We start from the raw sequence: 19,292 nt of genomic DNA, 5'->3' as shown, positions 1-19,292 counted from the left end.
CATGGTCAGCGCCGATCCGTCCCCCGAAGCTCTCGACCCGCGGCAGGTGGCACGGGCGCACCGCGCCGTCGAGCTGCTGCACTCGCACGTCTACTTCGCCCCCGAGACCGAGCAGCACCTGACCGCGGTGGGGCTGCGACCGGGGCGCATGTGCTACTTCGCCGGGCGCTCGGCGGCCATGGGCGCGGTCGGCGCGGGCACGGTGACCGCCACCTTCTACAACTTCTCACCGGCTCTCGTGGCGCGCACGATCCCGGCCGCCTGGACGCTGGCGAGCCCCGAGCAGGTGCTCGCCGCCCGCCTGGACGCCGCCCGCGCCTCGCTCACCCGGCTGCTCGGGGACGCCGCGTCCTCCGACGAGATCGGCGAGCTGAGCGGGCTGCTCCGGGAAGCCTGCTCGGTCCTGTCGCCGGAGGGCCGTGCGCTCTACGCGGGGCACGCCGACCTGCCGTGGCCGGAGGAGCCGCTGCTGGTCCTGTGGCACGGGGCCACGCTGCTGCGCGAGCACCGCGGCGACGGGCACGTCGCCGCACTGCTGCACTCCGGCCTGTCCGGGATCGAGGCGCTGGTGACCCACACCGCGATGGGGCGCGGCTTCACCCCCGAGGCGGCCAAGGCCACCCGTGGCTGGACCGAGGAGGAGTGGGCCGCCGCCGCGCAGGCCCTCGCCGACCGCGGCCTGGTCGACGACGCCGGCCTGACCGAGGAGGGCCTGGAGCTGCGGGCCCGCCTCGAGGTGCACACCGACGCGCTCTCCGCCGACCCCTGGCTCTTCCTCGGACCCGAGCGCACCGCCCGCGTGGTGGAGCTCGCCAAGGAGTTCTCGCGGACGCTGGTGGCCAACGGCGCACTGAGCGCGTCGGGCCTGGCGAGGAGCTGATCGCCCTCCCGGTCGGCGCCGGGCGCGGTGCTCCCTAGGGTCTGCATCGTTCCCCAGCGCCGGGAGGCGTCATGACCGCGACGGAGCGGGAGCAGGGCGAGGTCCAGGCCGACGTGCACGGCCGCGGGACGGGGCAGCGGACGGACGTGGATGCCGCCTTCCGGGGCAGCGCCACCTACCGCAGCCTGGGCGAGCAGGAGCTCAGCCCGGCCGAGGAGAAGTTCGAGCGGGGCCGCCGCACCGTCGGCCTGTTCCTCGCGCCGGTGGTGACGATCGTCTTCGCGCTGGTGCCGATCGACCTGCCGCGCGACCAGCACCTGCTCGCCCGGTCCTGTTGGGCGTGATCGTCCTGTGGATCACCGAGCCGGTGTTGATCCCGATCGGCGGCCTCATCGGCGTCGGGGCGATCGTCGTCCTGGGCGTGGTGCCGGCCGACGACGCGCTGGCGCCGTTCGGCTCGACGACGGTGTTCACCTTCATCGGCGCGTTCATCCTCGCCGCGGCCATGCTCAAGCACGGTGTGGCCCGGCGCTTCGCGATGTTCATCCTGTCCCTGAAGTGGGTCGGCGCCTCGACCGCGCGGGTGATCATCGCCTTCGGCTTCATCACCGCGGTGCTGTCGGCGTTCGTCTCCAACACCGCGACCGTCGCCATGCTGCTGCCGACGGCGATCGGCGTCCTGTCGGTCATCGCCAAGCTGCTCCAGGACAAGGAGCTGGTGAAGGCGGACTTCGACCCGCTGCGCCTGAGGGTGGGCATCGCGCTGATGCTGATGCTGGCCTACGGCGCGGGGGTCGGGGGCCTGCTCACCCCGGTCGGCAGCCCGCCCAACCTGATCGGTCGCGGGCTGATCGAGGAGGCGACCGGCGAGCGGATCGGCTTCCTCGACTGCATGCTCATGGCGCTGCCGATCTGCGCGCTGATGTTCGTCGCGCTCACGATCGTCCTGCTGCTGATCAACAAGCCGGAGATCAAGCGGATCGAGGGCGTGCACGAGTACGTCTCGAAGGAGCGGGCCGAGATCGGCCCCTTCTCCGGCGCCGAGCGGAACACGCTCATCGCGTTCGGCGTCACCGTCGCGCTGTGGATCTTCCCGGGCATCATCGCGCTGACCGCCGGCACCGAGTCCGACCTGTACGCCACCATCAGCGACCGGCTCGACGAGGGCATCGTCGCCGTCCTGGGCGCCTCGCTGCTGTTCCTGCTGCCCACCGACTGGAAGTCGCGCGAGTTCACCCTCAACTGGAGCGACGCGGCGACGATCGACTGGGGCACGATCCTGCTGTTCGGCACCGGGATCATCTTCGGCTCGCTGCTGGCCAGCACCGGGCTCGCCGAGACCATCGGGCAGGCGTCGGCGGACTCGCTCGGCCTGACCAGCACCCTCGCGATCACCGTCTTCGCGGTGATCCTGGCGATCATCATCAGCGAGACGACGTCGAACACCGCGTCGGCCGCGGTCGTCGTGCCGATCATCATCCCGGTGGCCCTGGCCGCCGGGATCAACCCGTTCGTGCCGGCGCTCGCGGCGACGTTCGCCGCCTCGTTCGGGTTCATGCTGCCGGTCTCCACGCCGCAGAACGCGATCGTCTACGGCTCCGGCGTCGTGCCGATCACCAAGATGATCCGGTCGGGCATCTCCTTCGACGTGCTCGGCGCGCTGCTGATCGTGCTGCTGCTCCCGGTCCTGGTCGACCTGGTGCTCGGCACCATGAGCTGAACCTCACCAGGAGGAGTCAGCGGCCGGGCGCATCCGCGGATCCCGCATGGGATCATGGACGACGGCCCCGCGACGGACGGCGGCCCGGACCGGAGGGAGAGCGCATGCCCAGCGAGCCTCCCAGTACCGGTACAGAGGTCCTCCCCGCCTGACGAACACCCCTTGCCCCCGCCACTCGCACGCTCGCACGCTCGCGGCGGAACCTGCAGGGGGCCGGCGCGCGAGGACCTCCCGGTGTCCCTCGTCGTCCCTGCCCTCCGGGAGGCCCCCTCATGACCGAGCGCCGTCTCGCGCCGCTGAGCGCCCTGACCACCCTGACGCGCCGTCCACAGCGCGTGGAACCGCGCGTCGCACCGCCCCCGGCGGACGCACCGCCGCCCCGCTCCCGCGTCGTGGACAACGCCGTCTACTCGTCCGGTCGCCGGGTGGCCACGCCGGACTCGGTGGCCGAGACCCACGAGTGGCTGGAGGAGGACGACGAGCGGCTGGCCTGGCTGGGGCTCTACCGGCCCGAGCCCCGTGAGCTGGGTGAGCTCGCCGAGCTGTTCGACCTGCCCGAACTCGCCGTCGAGGACGCGATCACCGCCCACCAGCGGCCGAAGTTCGAGCGCTACGGCGACACGTTGTTCGTGGTCCTCAAGGCCGCCCGGTACCTGGACGCCGCCGAGGAGGTGGAGTTCGGGGAGCTCCACCTGTTCCTGGGTGCCAACTTCGCCGTCACGGTGCGGCACAGCGAGTCGCCCGACCTCGCCCGCGTGCGCCGCCGGTTGGAGAGCGAGCCGGACCTGCTCGCCATGGGCAGCGAGGCGGTGCTCTACGCGATCCTGGACGCCGTCGTCGACGGGTACTCGCCGGTCGTCGCCGGGCTGGCCAACGACATCGACGAGATCGAGACCCAGGTGTTCGGCGGGGACCCCGGGGTGTCGCGGCGCATCTACGAGCTCTCGCAGGAGGTGCTCGAGTTCCAGCGCGCCGCCGCGCCGCTGACCGGCATCCTCGCCGCCATCACCGCCGGCTTCGACAAGTACGGCGTCGACGAGGAGCTGCGCAGCTACCTGCGCGACGTGGCCGACCACGTCAGCCAGGTCAACGAGCGGGTGGAGGCGTTCCGGATGCAGCTGCGCGACATCCTCACTGTGAACGCGACGCTGGTCGCGCAGCGGCAGAACGAGGAGATCCGCGAGCTGACCGAGACCAGCATCGCCCAGGGCGAGGAGGTCAAGAAGATCTCGGCCTGGGCGGCCATCCTGTTCGCACCCAGTCTGGTGGGCGGCGTGTACGGCATGAACTTCGATCACATGCCGGAGCTGGACGAGGTTTGGGGCTACCCGTTCGCGCTGGTCCTGATGTTCGGCGTGAGCCTGACGCTGTACCTGGTCTTCAAGCGCCGCGACTGGATCTGAGCCGCCGTCCCTCCCTCCCGCCGATCATCGAGTTGATGCACGGGGACACGCCGCTGTCCGGCGTGTCGAGCGGCAACGAGACGATGATCAACCCGGCAGAGGGGCGGCGGCGACGCGGGGGAACATCCCGCCCGCGCGAGCCGTTACCCTGTCTGAACAACTACACAGGGGGTGAATGGTCTCGACTTCGGTCGGGTGACCAGGGGAAGCGAGCCGAGGAAGGCAACGATGAGCTCGTTAACCATCCGTTGCAAAAAACACAAGCGCCGATTCCAATCAGCGCGACTTCGCTCTCGCTGCCTGATAGCAGCTAGGCGAGTCTGTCAGCCCGGGTTCGTCATCGGCCCGGATCCTGGCATCAGCTAGATGACTCACTGCGCGCGCCGGTCGCGGGCGCGCGTGGGACACCAAACAGCGACTGGGCCCGTCACGTCGACATGTCTGCATGATCGACGGGGTCGAGCAGAGGCAACGCAGACTGCGCTCGGAGAAGCCCTGGTGATGCGTCGAAGGACGCGGGTTCGATTCCCGCCACCTCCACCCCTGAACGACCAGCGCCCCGGACCACCAGGTCCGGGGCGTTCGTCGTCCCGGGACGGTCCGGGGAGCCGAGATGCTCCAGTCCTGCCATCCTCTCTGCATCGACGGGACGTCGACCGGAGTCCGTGCGCGAGGGCCCCGGTGGATCACGACTCGGGAGGTCGCATGAGCGCCACGACGGGACCAGCGACGGAGCCGACCGACCAGGAGCGTCGCCGCGGCGGGTTCAGCTCCAGACGCGTGTTCATCCTGGCGGCGATCGGGTCGGCCGTCGGGCTCGGCAACATCTGGCGGTTCCCCTACGTCGCCTACGAGAACGGTGGCGGCGCCTTCCTGCTGCCGTACCTGGTCGCGCTGCTGACCGCCGGCATCCCGTTCCTGCTGCTGGACTACGCGATCGGTCACCGCCACCGCGGCTCCGCACCGCTGTCCTTCGCCCGGCTGCGCCGCGGGACCGAGGGGCTCGGCTGGTGGCAGGTGGGCATCTGCTTCATGATCGCCGTCTACTACGCGGCGGTCATCGCCTGGGCGCTGCGGTACACCTTCTTCTCGCTCGACGAGGCGTGGGGCGAGAACCCCCAGGACTTCTTCTTCGGCGAGTTCCTGCAGGTCGGGGACTTCGAGATCACCACCGACGTGGTGCCCGGGGTACTCGTACCCCTCCTGATCGTCTGGGTCGCCGTGCTCGTGATCATGGCCCTCGGTGTCCAGCGCGGGATCGGCGTCGCGGCGCTGGTCTTCATCCCGGTGCTGGTGCTCGCCTTCGTCGCCCTCGTGGTGCAGGCGCTGCTGCTCGACGGCGCTGCCTCCGGCCTGGACGCGCTGTTCACGCCGGACTGGTCGGCGCTCACCTCGGCCCCCGTCTGGGCAGCCGCATTCGGTCAGATCTTCTTCTCGCTGTCCATCGGCTTCGGCATCATGATCACGTACGCCTCGTACGTCGGCCGTCGCGAGGACATGGTCGGCTCCGGCCTCGTCGTCGGCTTCTCGAACTCCGGCTTCGAGCTCCTCGCCGGCATCGGCGTCTTCGCCGCCCTGGGCTTCATGGCGCAGGCGAGCGGCGTCGCGGTCGGCGACGTCGCCAACGACGGGATCGGGCTGGCCTTCATCGCCTTCCCGGCGATCATCAGCGAGGCCCCGGGTGGCGCCGTCATCGGCGTCCTGTTCTTCGGCTCGCTGGTCATCGCCGGCATCACCTCGCTGGTCAGCGTGATCGAGGTCGTCATCTCCGCCGTCCGGGACAAGCTCGACACCGGCCGCCTCACCGCCACCCTGGCGGTCGGCATCCCCGCCGCCGTGCTGAGCCTGGTGTTCTTCAGCACCACGAGCGGCCTCTACGTGCTCGACGTCGTCGACCACTTCGTCAACCAGTACGGCATTCTCGTCGTCGCACTGATCAGCATGCTGGTCGTCGCCTGGGTGCTCCGGGCCCTGACCACACTCGGCGGGCACCTCAACGTGCACGGCCGCCCCCGGGTCGGCGCCGGCTGGCGCGTGCTGGTGAGCCTCGTCGCCCCCGTCGGTCTGGCCCTCGTGCTCGGCTTCGCCCTGCGGGACGACCTGGAGGCGCCGTACGAGGACTACCCGACCTGGCTGCTGGTGGTCTTCGGCTGGGGGATGGTCCTGGCGCTGCCGCTGATCGCCTTCCTCGTCGCCCGGTTGCCGTGGCGCGCCGGGACCCACCTGGACGGCCCGCCGCCGGGCTCCGATCCGGTGGAGCCGCTGCATGCGACCGCCGGGCCGGACCCGGTTCCCCACAGCCGCCCGGCGGCCGGGGACGACGAGGGAGGACTCCGATGAGCACGGCCGCGATCGTGATGATGGTGGTGGCGATGATCGTGATCTGGGGCGGTCTCGCCCTGGCCATCGCGAGCCTGGTCCGCCACGGCGCCGTCGAGGATCGCGCCGAGGAGCCCGCCCGCGACGTGCCCCGGGACCGCTGACCTCGGCGGACACGGAACGGCCGGAGGAATGATCTCCGTCACCCTCGCCTTGCGAGGGTCATGACGACTCTCGGACTCATCGGCAGCGGACTCATCGGTGGCGGGATCGCCCGGCTGGCGGTCGCCGCCGGCTACGACGTCGTGCTGAGCAACAGCCGTGGCCCGGACACCCTCGCCGACCTCGTCGGGGAGCTCGGCCCGCGCGCCCGTGCCGCCACCCCTGCCGAGGCGGGCGAGGCCGGCGACCTCGTCGTCGTCTCGGTCCCGTTGAAGGCCTACCGGGAGGTGCCGGTGGAGCCGCTGCGCGGCAAGGTCGTCATCGACACCAACAACTACTACCCGCAGCGCGACGGCCAGATCCCGGAGCTCGACGACGAGTCGACGACGGTCAGCGAGCTGCTGCAGGCGCACCTCCCGGAGTCGCGGGTGGTCAAGTGCTTCAACAACGTCCCCGCCGCCGGCATGGTCCCGCTGGCCAAGCCGGCGGGTGACCCGGACCGATCGGTGCTCGCCATCGCCGGTGACGCCGACGACGCCAAGCAGACGGTGACCGCCTTCCTCGACGCCATCGGGTACGACGCCTACGACGTCGGCCCGCTCGCCGAGGGCTGGCGCTACCAGCGCGACACCAGGGCGTACGCCGTCTTCTCCCAGCCGGGCCGTCCGGTCAAGGAGGACTGGCTGCGGAAGGGGCTCGACGCGGCCGTCCGCTACCGCGACATGTGAGCCGCGGACGAGCCGGGTGGTCGGGCCGAGGCCAGTTCCCGCAGCTCGTCCACCCAGCCGGTGAGCAGCACCCAGGTGGCTCCCGCGTCCGCGTAGCGCGCCGGATCGGTGCCCGCGGGCGCGGCGACCACGACGTCGGCCGGCGCGTCCGGGCGCGCAGCCACCTCTGCCACCGCCGAGGGCGGGAGCACGTCCATCCCGCCCTCGGCCGTCATCGCGCCCAGCAGGACGCCGTCCCACCGTGCGGCGCGGCCCAGGGTGCGCGCGTTGCGCGTCATCGCCGAGACCCAGACGGGGATGCGTGGCTGCTGGAGCGGCGTCGGCAGGAACTGCACGTCGTCGAACGTGTAGTGCTCGCCGGTGTGGCTGAACGGCTGCCCCGACCACAGCCCGGACACGACGTCCAGCCCCTCGTCGAGCATGCCGGCGAGGACGCGCCGCTCGGCACTCCGACCCAGCGCGGTGTACTCCGTCGGCGGCTCGCCGAGCCCGACGCCGAGCACCATCCGGCCCCCGGACAGCCGGTCCACGGTCACCGCCTGGCGGGCGACCTCCTGCGGCTGGTGGCGCGGTAGCGCGGTGATCGTCGTGCCCAGGCGGATCCGCTCCGTCCTCGCCGCCAGCGCCCCGAGCACGACCCACGCGTCGGACACCGGCATCGCGAGATCAGGGGTACCGACGACGTGGTGCCAGAGGAAGACGCCGTCCCACCCGTTCGCCTCCGCGGCGACGCCCAGCTCGACCAGCGGGGCAGGCTCGTCCATGACCGGGATGCTGAGACCCGTGCGCATGCGCCGACCGTAGGGCCGGGGGGTGACGGTTTCCCGGGTGCGGCGACGGCCCGGGGAGGCTCCGCATAGGGTGCGCCCCGCACGCACGACGAGCACCGGAGAGGACCACGACCCTCATGGCCAGCCTGCAGATGCGCGCGATCTCGGTCGTCCTCCGCCTCACCCGCAAGCCCCGGACGGCCACGGTGGAGCGGGCCCGGAAGCGCATCGCCGCGCCCAAGGGATCGGCCGAGCCGCCCGCCGCGCTGCGCGCCCGGCACGACGTGCGCACCCGCCGGGTGCAGGGCTTCCCGTGCACCACGGTGGCGCCGCGGGACGGCGGTTCGGGGCGCGCGGTCGTCTACCTGCACGGCGGCTCGTACACCGGTGAGATCGCCAAGCAGCACTGGGCGCTGATCTCGGAGCTGGCCGACGCCGGCGTCCGCGTGGAGGTGCCGCTCTACGGGCTCGCCCCGCAGCACACCTACCGGGAGGCCTATCCCTTCGTCACCGAGGTGTACCGCGACCTGCTCGCCGAGGTCGACGCGTCGGCGGTCACCGTCGCCGGCGACTCGGCCGGTGGGGGACTCGCGCTCGGGTTCGCGCAGACCCTGGCCGACGCGGGGCTGCCCCAGCCGCGGAAGCTGGTGCTGCTCTCGCCCTGGCTGGACCTCACGCTGAGCCACCCCGACCTGCCCGCGCTCGAGCGCCGCGACCCCTGGCTCAACATCGACGGCACCGTCGAGGCGGGGAAGGCGTGGGCGGACGGGGACGACCCCACCCAGCCGCGGCTCAGCCCGATCAACGGCGAGCTCTCCGGGCTGGCCCCGATGGACGTCTACGTGGGCACGCGCGAGCTCTGCCTGGCCGACGTGCTCCTGCTCCAGGAGCGCGCCGCCGCCGCCGGCGCCGACCTCCGGGTCACGGTCTGCCCCGGGGCGGTGCACGTCTACCCGCTCGTCCCCGCGCCGGAGGGCCGCGCCGCGGCACGAGACATCGTCGCGGAGATCTCCGGCGGCGCTCCGGCACGCTGAGTCAGGACGTCGAGAAGTCGACCTCCGCGGCCGCGGCGACCGTGCCCGTGCGCCCGGGCGCGGCGGCGAACTGCCAGTAGGTGTTGGTGTAGCCGATCGCCTCCTCCGGACCGATCGGCATGCCGAACGGCCGCAGGTCCTCGGTGGTGTGCGCGTCGGACACCAGCGTCGTGTCGTAGCCGCGCACGAGGGCGCCGTGCAGCGTGGACCGGATGCAGGCGTCGGTCTGCGCACCGGTCACAACGAGCCGTCCGACACCGCGCTCGGCCAGCCGCTCCTCGAGGTCGGTCGCCTCGAAGGAGTCGCCGTAGGACTTGTGCACCAGCGGCTCGTCGTCGCGCCGGCGCAGCTCGGGCACGAACTCCCAGCCCGAGGATCCCTGCGGCAGGTCGTCGTCGGAGTGCTGCACCCACACCACCGGCACCTCCTCGGCCCGGGCCCGGTCGACCAGCTCGCCGATGGTGGCGACGACGCGGTCGCGCTCGAAGGCCTCGCCGACCACGCCGTTCTGGACGTCGATCACCAGCAGGGCGGTGCGCGGGCGGTTCTCGAGTGCGGTCACGGATGCCTCCACGGGAAGTCGGGTGCGTGCGGACACGGTAGGACCGGCCACCGACGGTTCGGGCCCCTCACGACGCCTCGGCGCCCGCCGCTGGCCGGCCGGGTGTCCGCCGGCGAGGACCTACTCCCAGAACCACTGCTCCTGGGGGCGCAGGACGCTCGCCATGAAGACGCTCGCGGAGACGAGGTCCCGCATCACCGTGCCGACGTCGTCGTCCTCCTCCAGGTCGACGTGCTGGAAGGACTGCACGGTGGTCGTCTCGGCGTCGGGGAAGACCTGCTCCAGCCTCAGCAGCTCGGCGTAGGGAACGGTCGGGTCGTCGCGGGCGTGCGCGGCGACGACCCTCGGCGCCACGCGGTCGGCGACCGTGGCGGGCGAGAGCTCCTCCAGGAGTGTGCGCTGCTCGGCCGGCAGCTCCCGGACCAGGGACGGCACCCGCTCGGGGTCGTCCGCGGTGACCAGCCGGTACACCGCCAGCGCGGCGGGGCGCAGCCCGGCCGTGTCCCCGCTCTCCAGCGCCTCGCGCAACCCCGGCCGCTCCGGTCGCGGGACGAGTTCGACGGCGGCCGCGTCGAGGACGTCGCGGACCGTCGAGGTGTCGGCGCCACGCCACGGGTGCTCCTCGCCGTCCACGGTCGACACCCCGGTCGCCGCCGCCTGGATCACGCCGACGAGGTCGACGTAGGCGCCGAACGTCGCCACCACGTCGATGCACTCCGAGACCCGCGGGTCGGCGGCGGCGACCAGCGCGAGGGAGCCGCCGAAGGAGAAGCCGAACACGACCAGCCCGCTGTCCCGCGAGCACAGCTGCTCGGCGACGCGGACGACCCGGTCGACGTCCTCGGTGTCGAGGTCCTGGTCGTAGAGGGCGAGTTCGGGGACGACGACCTCGCGCCCCGCCCGGGCCAGGGCGCCGGCGAGCCCGATGACGCGGTCGTCGTCGCGGCCGGCCCGCGCCGCACCGGGGACGACGAGCAACGGCGGGGAGGTGGAGTCCGGGGTGTAGCGATCGACGACCACGCCGCCGATCTCGGTCTCCGACCGCTCCACCTGCGGTGCCGAGGGACGGGGGACGTCGTAGCCGAACGCATCGCCGAGGACGAGCGGCGCCTTCGTCATCGCACGGGTCCCGGGGATCACGACGACAGCGGCGATCAGCAGGCTCAGGACCAGGACGGCCGGCAGCACGACCCGCGCCACCACGAGGACCCGTCCCATCACGCCATCCTGCGCCACGGGCGGCGGCGCCACGTGGTGGACGAGGCCGCGCCGGCGCCTTCGGGTGAAGGGAGGGGCGGATGCCCCACCCTTCCGTGATCATGGGCGGATGATCACGATCGGGGCACGCGGCGCAACCGGTGCGTACCGGGTCTCGTTGCGCTGATCATGGTCTCGGACGGTGCCAGGCGCCCGGTCACGGTCGCCCGGGACGGCGTGTGGGCGGAGTGGGCACCCAGCGGCCGCACCGCGGTCCCCTTCATCGTCCTGCTGGTGATCGTCGCCAACCTCGTCGGCGTCGGGACCGTCGTCCTGCTGCTCATCGGCGTCGATGACGGCAGCGGTCGCAGCGGTCGTACGGAGGTCCTGTGGACCGCCGCGGCCTACCTCGTCCTCGCCCTGCCGGCCGGCACGGTGGCGGGGCTGCGCCGGCAGCGGTCGACCAACCGCTGGCTGATGGACCGCCGGGACCCGACCGGCGAGGAGGCGGGGCAGGCCCTGCGCCTGCCGCTGGACACCGCGCTCATCGCGGCGTCGATCTGGTTCGTCGGGGCGGTGCTCACCGCCGCCGTCGCCGCGCTCGTCTACCCCGACCCGCTGATCGGGCTGCGCGTGGGCGTGGCCGTCGTGCTGGGCGGCGTCGTGACCGCGGGTGTCACCTACCTGCTCACGGCCCGGGCCGCGCGGGCCGTGACCGCGCGTGCGCTGGCGGCCCACCCGCCGGTCGGCGCGCTGGTCCTCGGTGTGCGGCCGCGCCTGCTGCTCACCTGGGCGCTGACCAGCGGCGTGCCGCTGCTCGGCGTCGTGCTGCTGTTCCTCGACCCCAGCAACCCCGACGGGCCGGGGGAGGGGGCCGTGGTCTTCCTCGTCGTCGTCGCGCTGCTGGTGGGGGGCCTGGCCACGCTGCTGACCGCCCGCGCCGTGGGCCAGCCGCTGCGCGACCTGCGCCGCGCGGTGCAGCGGGTCGGGACGGGCGACTACGACGTCGACGTGCTGGTCGACGACGCCGGGGAGATCGGGCTGCTCCAGGAGGGCGTCAACACGATGGTCGCGGGCCTGGCCGAGCGCGAGCGGCTGCGCGACCTCTTCGGCCGGCACGTCGGTACCACGGTGGCCCAGCAGGCGCTGCGCACCGGGGTGAGCCTGGACGGGGAGGAGCGCACCGTCGCCGCCCTGTTCGTCGACATCGCCGGGTCGACGTCGCTGGTGCGCCGCACCGGGCCCGAGGAGATGGTCGGGTTGCTCAACCGGTTCTTCGCCGTCGTCGTCGACACCGTGGAGGCCGAGGGCGGGCTGGTGAACAAGTTCGAGGGGGACGCCGCCCTGTGCGTCTTCGGCGCGCCCACCGACCATCCGGATCCGGCGGGTGCGGCGCTGCGCGCGGCCCGCCGCATCTGCGACGCCGTCGCCGAGGCGGGGGAGGTCGACGTCGGGGTGGGCGTGGCGTGCGGGCCGGTGTGGGCCGGTCAGGTGGGCGCGTCGAGCAGGCTCGAGTACACGGTCATCGGTGACCCGGTGAACGAGGCGGCCCGGCTGACCGAGCTCGCCAAGGACCACCCCGGCCGGGTCGTGGCGAGCGCGCCGACCGTCACCGCGGCGTCGGCCGACGAGCGCGACCGGTGGAGGCCCGACCGCGAGGTGCGACTGCGCGGTCGCGACGAGGAGACCCATACCTACGTCCGAGCGTGAGCTGAGCGCGAGGACATGCCGAGCGGGGCCCGGAGGGTCCCCGAGGCATGGCCTGACTCCGCGGAGCGGGTCCTGACGACGGGGGGCCGGAGGCTCCCCAGAGGAAGGACGGGCAGGGCTCAGCGCAGGTCGGGAACGGCACGTGGCCGCGGTGCGATCCGGAGGATCGCAATGTCATGGTCGCGGTCGTCGTCCGGAGGACGACAAGAAACTATTGCGTCGGTGGCCGGTTGGGCTTGGCCGCCTCGTGCGCCTTCACGACGACGAGCACGTCCTCCGGCTGGAGGGTGCCGATGAGCGGGTCGTCGAAGCGCAGCGTGCGCCCGCCGCGGGTGACCGACAGGACGATGTCGCGCAAGTCCCGCGGGCCGAGGCCCACCTCGCTGGCCTTGGCCGTCCGCTGGTGCAGGTCCAGCCCCTGGCCGCCGGTGACGAGGTCCTCGACGACGGCCACGACGCGGGGGGCGTCGGTGGAGAGACCGAGCAGCCGCCCGGAGGTGGCCGAGGTGGTGATGACGGTGTCGGCGCCGGACTGGCGGAGCAGGTTGGCGTTCTCCTCCTCCCGGACGCTGGTCGTGATCGGGACGCTGGGGTTCAGCTGCCGCACGGTGAGGGTGATGAGGACCGCGGCGTCGTCCCGGTTGGCGGCGACGATCACCGCGCGGGCCCGCTCGACGGACGCCCTCCGCAGCACCTCGGTGCGGCCGGCGTCGCCGATGATCCCGGTCAGCCCCATCGAGTTGGCCTCGTCGATGGCCCGGGGCTCGGGGTCGACGACGACGATCCTGTCAGCGGGCGTGCCGTTGGCGATGAGCGAGCGGATGGCGCTGCGGCCCTTGGTGCCGTAGCCGCACACGATGACGTGCTGGCGCACGCGGGACCTCCAGCGTCGGATGCGGAACTCCTCCCGCGAGCGCGCGGTGAGGGCTTCGAGCGTCGTCCCGATGAGGACGATCAGGAACATGATCCGCAGGGGCGTGATCAGCAGGACATTGGTGAGCCGGGCTTCGGGCGTGACCGGGGTGATGTCGCCGTATCCGGTCGTGGAGAGCGAGACGGTCGCGTAGTAGGCGGCGTCGAGGATCGAGATCTCGCCGCCCTTGCTGTCCTCGTACCCGTCCCGGTCGAGGTAGACGATGAGGACGACGACGACGAGCACGATCGCGGCGATCCACACCCGGCGCAGCACCTGCCGCACCGGCGAGGCCTCCTCGTGGGAGATCCGGACCCCGGTGTGCTCGGTCTCGCTGCCCTCCCACTGGTTCTCCACGCCGCGGACAGTAGTGAGGCGGAGCCCGCCGCGCGCGCAACCGCCCCGATCGGGTCACCCGACCGATCGGGGCGGCTGCGGTGGCGTGGGCGAAGCGTCAGCCGCCGACCTTCTCGCGCTCCCGGGCGGCGAGCTCGCGCTTGAGCACCTTGCCCGCGGCGGAGACCGGGATGGCGTCGATGAAGACGACGTCGCGGAGCCGCTTGTAGTGCGTCACCTTGTCGTTCACCGCCTCCAGCACGGAGTCCTTCGTGAGCGCGGCCCCGGCGTCGTCGCCCTTGCGGACGACGTAGGCGACCGGCAGCTCGCCGGCCTCCTCGTCGGGGCGGCCGACCACCGCGGCGCCGGCCACGCCGGGCACGCCGAAGAGGATCTCCTCCAGCTCGCGCGGGAAGACGTTGTAGCCCTTGTAGAGCAGCATGTCCTTGGTCCGGTCGACGATCGACAGGTAGCCGTCCTCGTCGAGGATCCCGACGTCGCCGGTGTGGAACCAGCCGTCGGCGTCGATCGACTCCGCCGTGGCCTCCGGGCGGTGGGCGTAGCCGCGCATCACCTGCGGGCCGCGGATGCAGACCTCGCCCCGCTCGCCCTGGGGCACCGGTGCGCCGTCCTCGAGCGACCGGATGCTGATCTCGGTGTCGAAGACCGGGACGCCGACGGTGCCGGGCTTGCGGGTGCCGGACCGGAACGAGGGGTTGCTGGTGGCCATCATGGTGACCTCGGTGAGCCCGTAGCCCTCGCCGATGGTGGCGTTGGGCAGCAGCGTCCGGAGCCGCTCGATCAGGGACACCGGGAGCGGCGCGGCGCCGCTGGAGACACCGCGCACGTTCGGCCACTCACCCGAGGTGAAGGCCGGTACCTGCAGCAGCGCCACGAAGATGGGCGGCGCGCCGCCGATCGAGGTGACGTCGTAGCGCGCCATGTCCTCGACGTACTGCACGGGGTCGAAGCGCGGGTGGATGACGACCGTCGTCCCGCTCATGACCATGCCGTTGAGGAAGCCGACGGCGCCCATCGCGTGGAACCACGGGGTCAGGTTGATGAGCCGGCCCGTGCCCATCGGGGTGGGGTACTCCTCGGCGCTGCCCACCTGGCGGACCGTTACGTCGCCGTGCTCGTCGAGCTCGGGCAGCCCGCCGTTGGTCCAGCAGACCGACTGCAGCACGTTGGTGATCACGTTGCGGTGCGGGAGCTCCACGCCCTTGCTCACGCCGGTCGTGCCGCCGGTGTAGGCGAGGTGGGCGAGGTCGGCGCCGACGTCGACGGCGGCGTCGAGGTGCCGGTCGGTGGGATCGCCGTTCAGCAGGTCGGCGGCGTCGACGTCGCCCTCGCTGATGTCCAGGCGGGCGGCGAAGTCCGACGCGTGGGCGTCACCGGTGACGATGACCGTCCGGACCGGGGTCGCCTCCAGAGCGGGCCGCGCGAACGGCAGCACCTGGTCCCAGGTGATGAGCGCCGTGGCGCCGGCGTCGGTGAGCTGGGCGGCGAGGTCGGCCGCCGGCAGGAGCGGATTGGTGGGGGAGAAGGTCGCCCCCGACAGCATGATGCCGAAGTACAGCGGTGGGTACTGGCGGCAGTTCGGGATGTGCAGCGCCACGACGTCGCCCCGGCCGATGCCGTGGTCGGCCAGCCAGCCCGCGACCGCGTGCGCCCGCGCGCCGAGCTCGGTGAAGCTCAGCGGCAGGTCGTGCTGGATGAACGCGGCCCGGTCACCCCAGCGGCGCACCGCCGCACGGAGGATCGAGCCGACCGGTACCTCCGGGTAGTCCAGCGACCGGGGCAGGCCCGGAGGCCAGCTGGCGGTCGTCGATCCGGTTGCCGGCTGCGTGGTCGTCATACGGGTCCTCTCGCTCGGTTCGAGTGCCGACAGGGTGGCCCACGCCACATCGGCTGTCGAGGGTCTGTGACGATGGGGTCATGAGCGACCAGCGCAGGGCCCTCGTACTCGGCGGCGGCGGCATCACCGGGATCGCGTGGGAGATCGGTGTGCTGGCCGGCCTGGCGGACGCCGGCGTGGATCTGACCACGGCCGACCTGGTCGTGGGCACGTCGGCGGGGTCGGTGGTCGGCGCGCAGGTGACCAGCGGAGCGGAGCTCGAGGCGATGTTCGCCCGGCAGCTGGAACCCCCGGCGCAGGAGAAGGTGGCGCGGATGTCGCGGTCGAACCTCGCGCGCTACGCGTGGGCGATGCTGGTCAGCCGCGGCCGCGACGTGGAGTTCCGCCGCCGGGTCGGGCAGGTCGCGCTCGCCGCCGAGAAGGCCGGCCTCACCCCCACCGAGCAGGAGCGGCTCGACGTCATCGGCTCCCGCCTGGTCGGCCGCGAGTGGCCGGACCGGCAGCTCACGGTCACCGCGGTCGACGCCGCCACCGGGGAGTTCCGCGCCTTCGACCGCGACTCGGGCGTTCCCCTGCTGCAGGCGGTCGCGGCCAGCTGCGCCGTCCCGGGCGTCTACCCGCCCGTCACGATCGGCGGGCAGCGCTACATCGACGGCGGGATGCGCTCGACGGCCAACGCCGACCTCGCCCAGGGCTACGACCGGGTCGTGGTGCTCGCCCCGATCCCCCGGGGCGTCGGCCCGATCGCCAGCGTCGACGCGCAGGTGACCGGCATGGTGTCCGCCCGCGTCGCCGTCGTCACCCCCGACGAGGCCGCGCGCAAGGCGATCGGGGGTAACGTGCTCGACCCCGCCGCCCGGGCGCCGTCGGCTCGGGCCGGCCGGGCGCAGGCGGCCGAGGCCGTCGAGCGGGTGGCCGAGGCCTGGACCGGCTGAGACGGATCGACGGAGCGGGGACCCGGGCCGCGTCCCCCGCGGGCCCGGGCCCCCCTGGTTCGCGGTGTGGTCAGCCGCGCAGCCAGAGCCAGACACCGACGCCGGCGAACCAGAAGGCCATCAGGTAGGTCACCAGCCAGCCGACCGGAGGCAGCGCCAGGCCCACGGCGAACACCGCGCTGACCACGACGAGGGCCCGCGGCGCTCCGGCTGCGCGGGCGGCGAGGGCGACGGCGACCAGGAAGGCCAGGCCGAACCAGGCCGACATGGGGTGGGCGACGTTCATGAGCACCAGGGCGCTCTCGGTGCCGGTAGCGGTGACACCGCCGTCGAAGACCTGAGTGCCGACCGAGACGGCCGCCGCGGGGGCAGCGAACGCGGCCGCCAGCAGGAGCAGGTGTCCCAGCCCGAGCACGGGGACCAGCCGGACGGCGGGGCTCTCTCCCGCCCGGCCGAGCCGGTGCGCCAGCGCACCGGTGACGGCGAGGGCGAGCACGGCGTAGGCGCCGATGAGCACAGCGGCCGGCACGGCCGACGATCCGGCCAGCTCGGTCGCGGCCTGGGCGGTATCCGTCGACCCGGCGAGCGGGTCCCCGAAGGTCACGGCGGCCGCGGCGAAGGCGGCGAGCCCGCCCAGGCCGGCGAGCGCGGGGAGCGGTGACCCCCGCCCGCGGGTGCGGGGGTCGGAGACGTCCGGAGCGGTGGTGGCGTTCATGGCTGGTCCTCCTCGATGGGCGCGACGGTCGCGTCCGTCGCCCCTGACGCTGCCGCCGGCCGGGGGCAGGCGAGTCCGCCGCAGGGCGGAACCGTGGCCGCTCGTTCGCTGCGTCTGTCCGCCGCACGGCAGACGCGGTATCGGTCGCTCGGCAGATCCCCGGAGGCCGTTCCCGCCCTACGCTCCCGTCCATGCCGGGTATCGGATCGCGATGGCGGACGCTGCCGCCGTGGGTGCGTGACGGGGTACTGGCGGCCGGGCTCACGATCGCGGGGCAGCTGGAGCTCCTGGCGCTGGCCGACGAGGTGTCCGGGCCCCGCCCGCTCCAGCACCTCGCCTTCGCGGTGATGACCGGCTGCCTGGTCATCCGCCGGGTGCGACCGCTCACCGCCGCAGTCGCCTCGGCCCTGGGGCTGGCCTTCCAGACGCTGCTCGGCGAGGCGCCGGCGGTGTCCGGTTTCGCGGCGGTGCTCATCGCCGTCTACTCGGTGGCGCAGTACGCCGACCGGCGCCGGGACGCCGTCGTCGGGCTGGCCGCCATCCTCGCCGCGGTCGAGGTGTACCCCTTCGTCGCCGACGACGTCCGCTTCGCCGACGAGGTCGGCAACGCAGTCATCCCGCTCGTCGTCTGGGTGTTCGCCCGCCTGGCCCGGGAACGCCTCGACCGCGCGATCCGGGCCGAGCGCGAGGCGGCTGCCGCCCGCGCCCGGATGCGTGAGGACGAGCTCGAGCGGGCGGCGGCCCTGGCCGCGGAGCGCCGCCGGATCGCCCGGGAGATGCACGATGTCGTCGGGCACGGTGTGACCCTGATGCTCCTGCACGCCGACGCCGCCCAGGCCAGCCTCGCGGGCCGGGAACCGGCGACCGCCGAAGCGCTCGACGTCGTCCTGGCCGCCGGCCGTGCCGCGCTGGCCGACCTCCAGCGGACCCTGCGGGTGCTGCGGGAGAGCAACGCCGAGGGCGACCAGGTCGGCGAGCAACCCGGGACGCTCGCCCAGATCGAGGAGCTGGCCGCCTCAGCGGCGCGGGCCGGCCGTGACGTCGCGGTGCGCGTCGAGGGGGAACTGCGTCCACTGCCCTCGGCGGTCGAGGCGACCGCCTACCGGATCGTGCAGGAGTCGCTGACCAACGCGCTGAAGCATGCCCCGGGAGCCCGCATCCGCGTGCGGCTCGTCCTCGGCACCGACACGCTGGAGGTCGACGTCACCGACGACGGTCCGGGCCACGGCCGCGACGGCGGTCGGCCCGGCTTCGGTCTGGCCGGCATCCGGGAACGGGCGGCCCTCTTCGACGGCCGGGTCAGCGCGGGGCCTAGGGACGAGGGGCCGGGCTGGCGCACCAGGGTGGTGCTCCCCGTGCCCGCCCGTGAGCCTGCGGCGGCATGAGCGTGCGGGTCCTGCTGGTCGACGACGAAGCGCTGGTCCGCACCGGCCTGCGCATGATCCTCGAGGCCGAAGCCGATCTCGAGGTCGTCGGCGAGGCCTCCGACGGCGCGGCCGCGCTGGCGCTGTGCCGCCAGCTCCGCCCGGACGTCGCGCTCGTCGACATCCGCATGCCCCGGGTCGACGGGATCGCCGTGGCCCGGCGGCTCACGGCCGACCCGGACCTGAGGACGGCCGTCGTCATGCTGACGACGTTCGACGCCGACGAGCACGTCGTCGAGGCCCTGCGCGCCGGTGCCACCGGTTTCCTGCTCAAGTCGATGCCGCGCGAGCAGCTGGTCGCCGCGGTGCGCGCGGCGGTGAGCGGTGAAGCACTGCTGGCGCCGGCGCTGCTGCGCCGGCTGCTGGACGACTACGTCGGGCGTTCGGCCGCCGCGCCGGTCGCCACCGCCGGTCTGGAGCGGCTCACACCGCGGGAGGACGAGGTTCTCCGGCTCATGGCGCGGGGGCTCAGCAACGCCGAGATCGCGGCCCGGCTCGTACTGGGCGAGGGGACCGTGAAGACGCACGTCGCCCGCGTGCTGGCCAAGCTGGGTCTGCGGGACCGCGTGCAGGCGGTGGTCGTGGCCTACGAGTCGGGCCTGGTGCGTCCCGGCCGGGACGACTGA

18 protein-coding genes and 1 other RNA gene are annotated in these 19,292 nt (G+C 73.2%); 13 read left to right on the top strand and 6 right to left on the bottom strand.

Annotation, left to right across the window (positions count from 1 at the left end; genetic code table 11):
• Position 1: 1 nt before the first annotated feature.
• The 8 genes from ACI793_RS03190 to ACI793_RS03155 all read left to right on the top strand — a co-directional run bounded on the left by ACI793_RS03190 (position 2) and on the right by ACI793_RS03155 (position 7,212).
• The gene (locus ACI793_RS03190; protein ID WP_456604914.1) at positions 2–880 is read left to right on the top strand and encodes an SCO6745 family protein; all 879 of its coding nucleotides are present in this window, start codon (positions 2–4) and stop codon (positions 878–880) included.
• 71 nt (positions 881–951) lie between these two features.
• Complete coding sequence (locus ACI793_RS03185; protein ID WP_456604913.1) at positions 952–1,224, top strand: hypothetical protein; 273 nt, start codon at positions 952–954, stop codon at positions 1,222–1,224.
• The gene (locus ACI793_RS03180; protein WP_456604912.1) at positions 1,221–2,600 is read left to right on the top strand and encodes an SLC13 family permease; all 1,380 of its coding nucleotides are present in this window, start codon (positions 1,221–1,223) and stop codon (positions 2,598–2,600) included. The genes ACI793_RS03185 and ACI793_RS03180 overlap by 4 nt, the downstream gene beginning before the upstream one ends.
• Positions 2,601–2,872: 272 nt before the next feature.
• The gene (locus ACI793_RS03175; protein WP_456604911.1) at positions 2,873–4,003 is read left to right on the top strand and encodes a magnesium and cobalt transport protein CorA; all 1,131 of its coding nucleotides are present in this window, start codon (positions 2,873–2,875) and stop codon (positions 4,001–4,003) included.
• Positions 4,004–4,170: 167 nt separating this feature from the next.
• Positions 4,171–4,546: a transfer-messenger RNA gene (gene ssrA / locus ACI793_RS03170) on the top strand.
• A 162-nt stretch (positions 4,547–4,708) separates the two neighbouring features.
• Positions 4,709–6,343, top strand: coding sequence for a sodium-dependent transporter (locus ACI793_RS03165; protein WP_456604910.1), 1,635 nt, complete (start codon positions 4,709–4,711; stop codon positions 6,341–6,343).
• Positions 6,340–6,486 carry a methionine/alanine import family NSS transporter small subunit gene (locus ACI793_RS03160; RefSeq protein ID WP_456604909.1) on the top strand — a complete coding sequence of 49 codons (147 nt, stop codon included), beginning with the start codon at positions 6,340–6,342 and terminating at the stop codon, positions 6,484–6,486. Before ACI793_RS03165 ends, ACI793_RS03160 begins: the two co-directional genes overlap by 4 nt.
• A gap of 60 nt (positions 6,487–6,546) precedes the next feature.
• A complete protein-coding gene (locus tag ACI793_RS03155) occupies positions 6,547–7,212 on the top strand; it encodes an NADPH-dependent F420 reductase (RefSeq protein WP_456604908.1) in 666 nt (221 codons plus the stop codon).
• On the opposite strand, the gene ACI793_RS03150 is transcribed toward ACI793_RS03155, so the two are convergent.
• Positions 7,197–8,003, bottom strand: coding sequence for an LLM class flavin-dependent oxidoreductase (locus ACI793_RS03150; RefSeq protein ID WP_456604907.1), 807 nt, complete (start codon positions 8,001–8,003; stop codon positions 7,197–7,199). The genes ACI793_RS03155 and ACI793_RS03150 overlap by 16 nt on opposite strands.
• Positions 8,004–8,119: 116 nt before the next feature.
• On the opposite strand from ACI793_RS03150, the gene ACI793_RS03145 reads away from it, so the two are divergent.
• Positions 8,120–9,016: an alpha/beta hydrolase fold domain-containing protein gene (locus ACI793_RS03145; RefSeq protein WP_456604906.1), complete on the top strand. Its 897-nt coding sequence runs from the start codon at positions 8,120–8,122 to the stop codon at positions 9,014–9,016.
• A 1-nt stretch (position 9,017) separates the two neighbouring features.
• Here the strand turns inward: ACI793_RS03145 and ACI793_RS03140 are convergent, their stop codons facing one another.
• Together ACI793_RS03140 and ACI793_RS03135 are read right to left on the bottom strand one after the other, a co-directional pair.
• On the bottom strand, positions 9,018–9,578 hold the full coding sequence (locus ACI793_RS03140) for a cysteine hydrolase family protein (RefSeq protein ID WP_456604905.1): 561 nt from the start codon (positions 9,576–9,578) through the stop codon (positions 9,018–9,020).
• Positions 9,579–9,698: 120 nt separating this feature from the next.
• On the bottom strand, positions 9,699–10,796 hold the full coding sequence (locus tag ACI793_RS03135) for an alpha/beta fold hydrolase (RefSeq protein ID WP_456604904.1): 1,098 nt from the start codon (positions 10,794–10,796) through the stop codon (positions 9,699–9,701).
• Between the two features lie 168 nt (positions 10,797–10,964).
• Between ACI793_RS03135 and ACI793_RS03130 the strand changes: the two genes are divergently transcribed.
• Entirely contained in the window at positions 10,965–12,485 is a 1,521-nt protein-coding gene (locus ACI793_RS03130; RefSeq protein ID WP_456604903.1) for an adenylate/guanylate cyclase domain-containing protein, read from the top strand.
• A gap of 211 nt (positions 12,486–12,696) precedes the next feature.
• Here ACI793_RS03130 and ACI793_RS03125 read toward each other — a convergent pair whose 3' ends face one another.
• Positions 12,697–13,755: a potassium channel family protein gene (locus ACI793_RS03125; RefSeq protein ID WP_456604902.1), complete on the bottom strand. Its 1,059-nt coding sequence runs from the start codon at positions 13,753–13,755 to the stop codon at positions 12,697–12,699.
• 97 nt (positions 13,756–13,852) lie between these two features.
• Positions 13,853–15,592: a class I adenylate-forming enzyme family protein gene (locus tag ACI793_RS03120; protein WP_456604901.1), complete on the bottom strand. Its 1,740-nt coding sequence runs from the start codon at positions 15,590–15,592 to the stop codon at positions 13,853–13,855.
• An 80-nt stretch (positions 15,593–15,672) separates the two neighbouring features.
• Here ACI793_RS03120 and ACI793_RS03115 point away from each other — a divergent pair, with 80 nt between their 5' ends.
• Positions 15,673–16,527 carry a patatin-like phospholipase family protein gene (locus ACI793_RS03115; RefSeq protein ID WP_456604900.1) on the top strand — a complete coding sequence of 285 codons (855 nt, stop codon included), beginning with the start codon at positions 15,673–15,675 and terminating at the stop codon, positions 16,525–16,527.
• 70 nt (positions 16,528–16,597) lie between these two features.
• On the opposite strand, the gene ACI793_RS03110 is transcribed toward ACI793_RS03115, so the two are convergent.
• Positions 16,598–17,242 (bottom strand): hypothetical protein, encoded by a 645-nt coding sequence (locus ACI793_RS03110; protein WP_456604899.1) that lies wholly within the window; start codon positions 17,240–17,242, stop codon positions 16,598–16,600.
• 191 nt (positions 17,243–17,433) lie between these two features.
• Here ACI793_RS03110 and ACI793_RS03105 point away from each other — a divergent pair, with 191 nt between their 5' ends.
• On the top strand, positions 17,434–18,627 hold the full coding sequence (locus tag ACI793_RS03105) for a sensor histidine kinase (protein WP_456604898.1): 1,194 nt from the start codon (positions 17,434–17,436) through the stop codon (positions 18,625–18,627).
• A complete protein-coding gene (locus tag ACI793_RS03100; protein WP_456604897.1) occupies positions 18,624–19,292 on the top strand; it encodes a response regulator in 669 nt (222 codons plus the stop codon). Before ACI793_RS03105 ends, ACI793_RS03100 begins: the two co-directional genes overlap by 4 nt.

Source organism: Blastococcus sp. SYSU DS0617, assembly GCF_054051075.1.
Note: the sequence above shows the minus strand (reverse complement) of the source record. Positions and strands in the feature narration are given on the sequence as shown.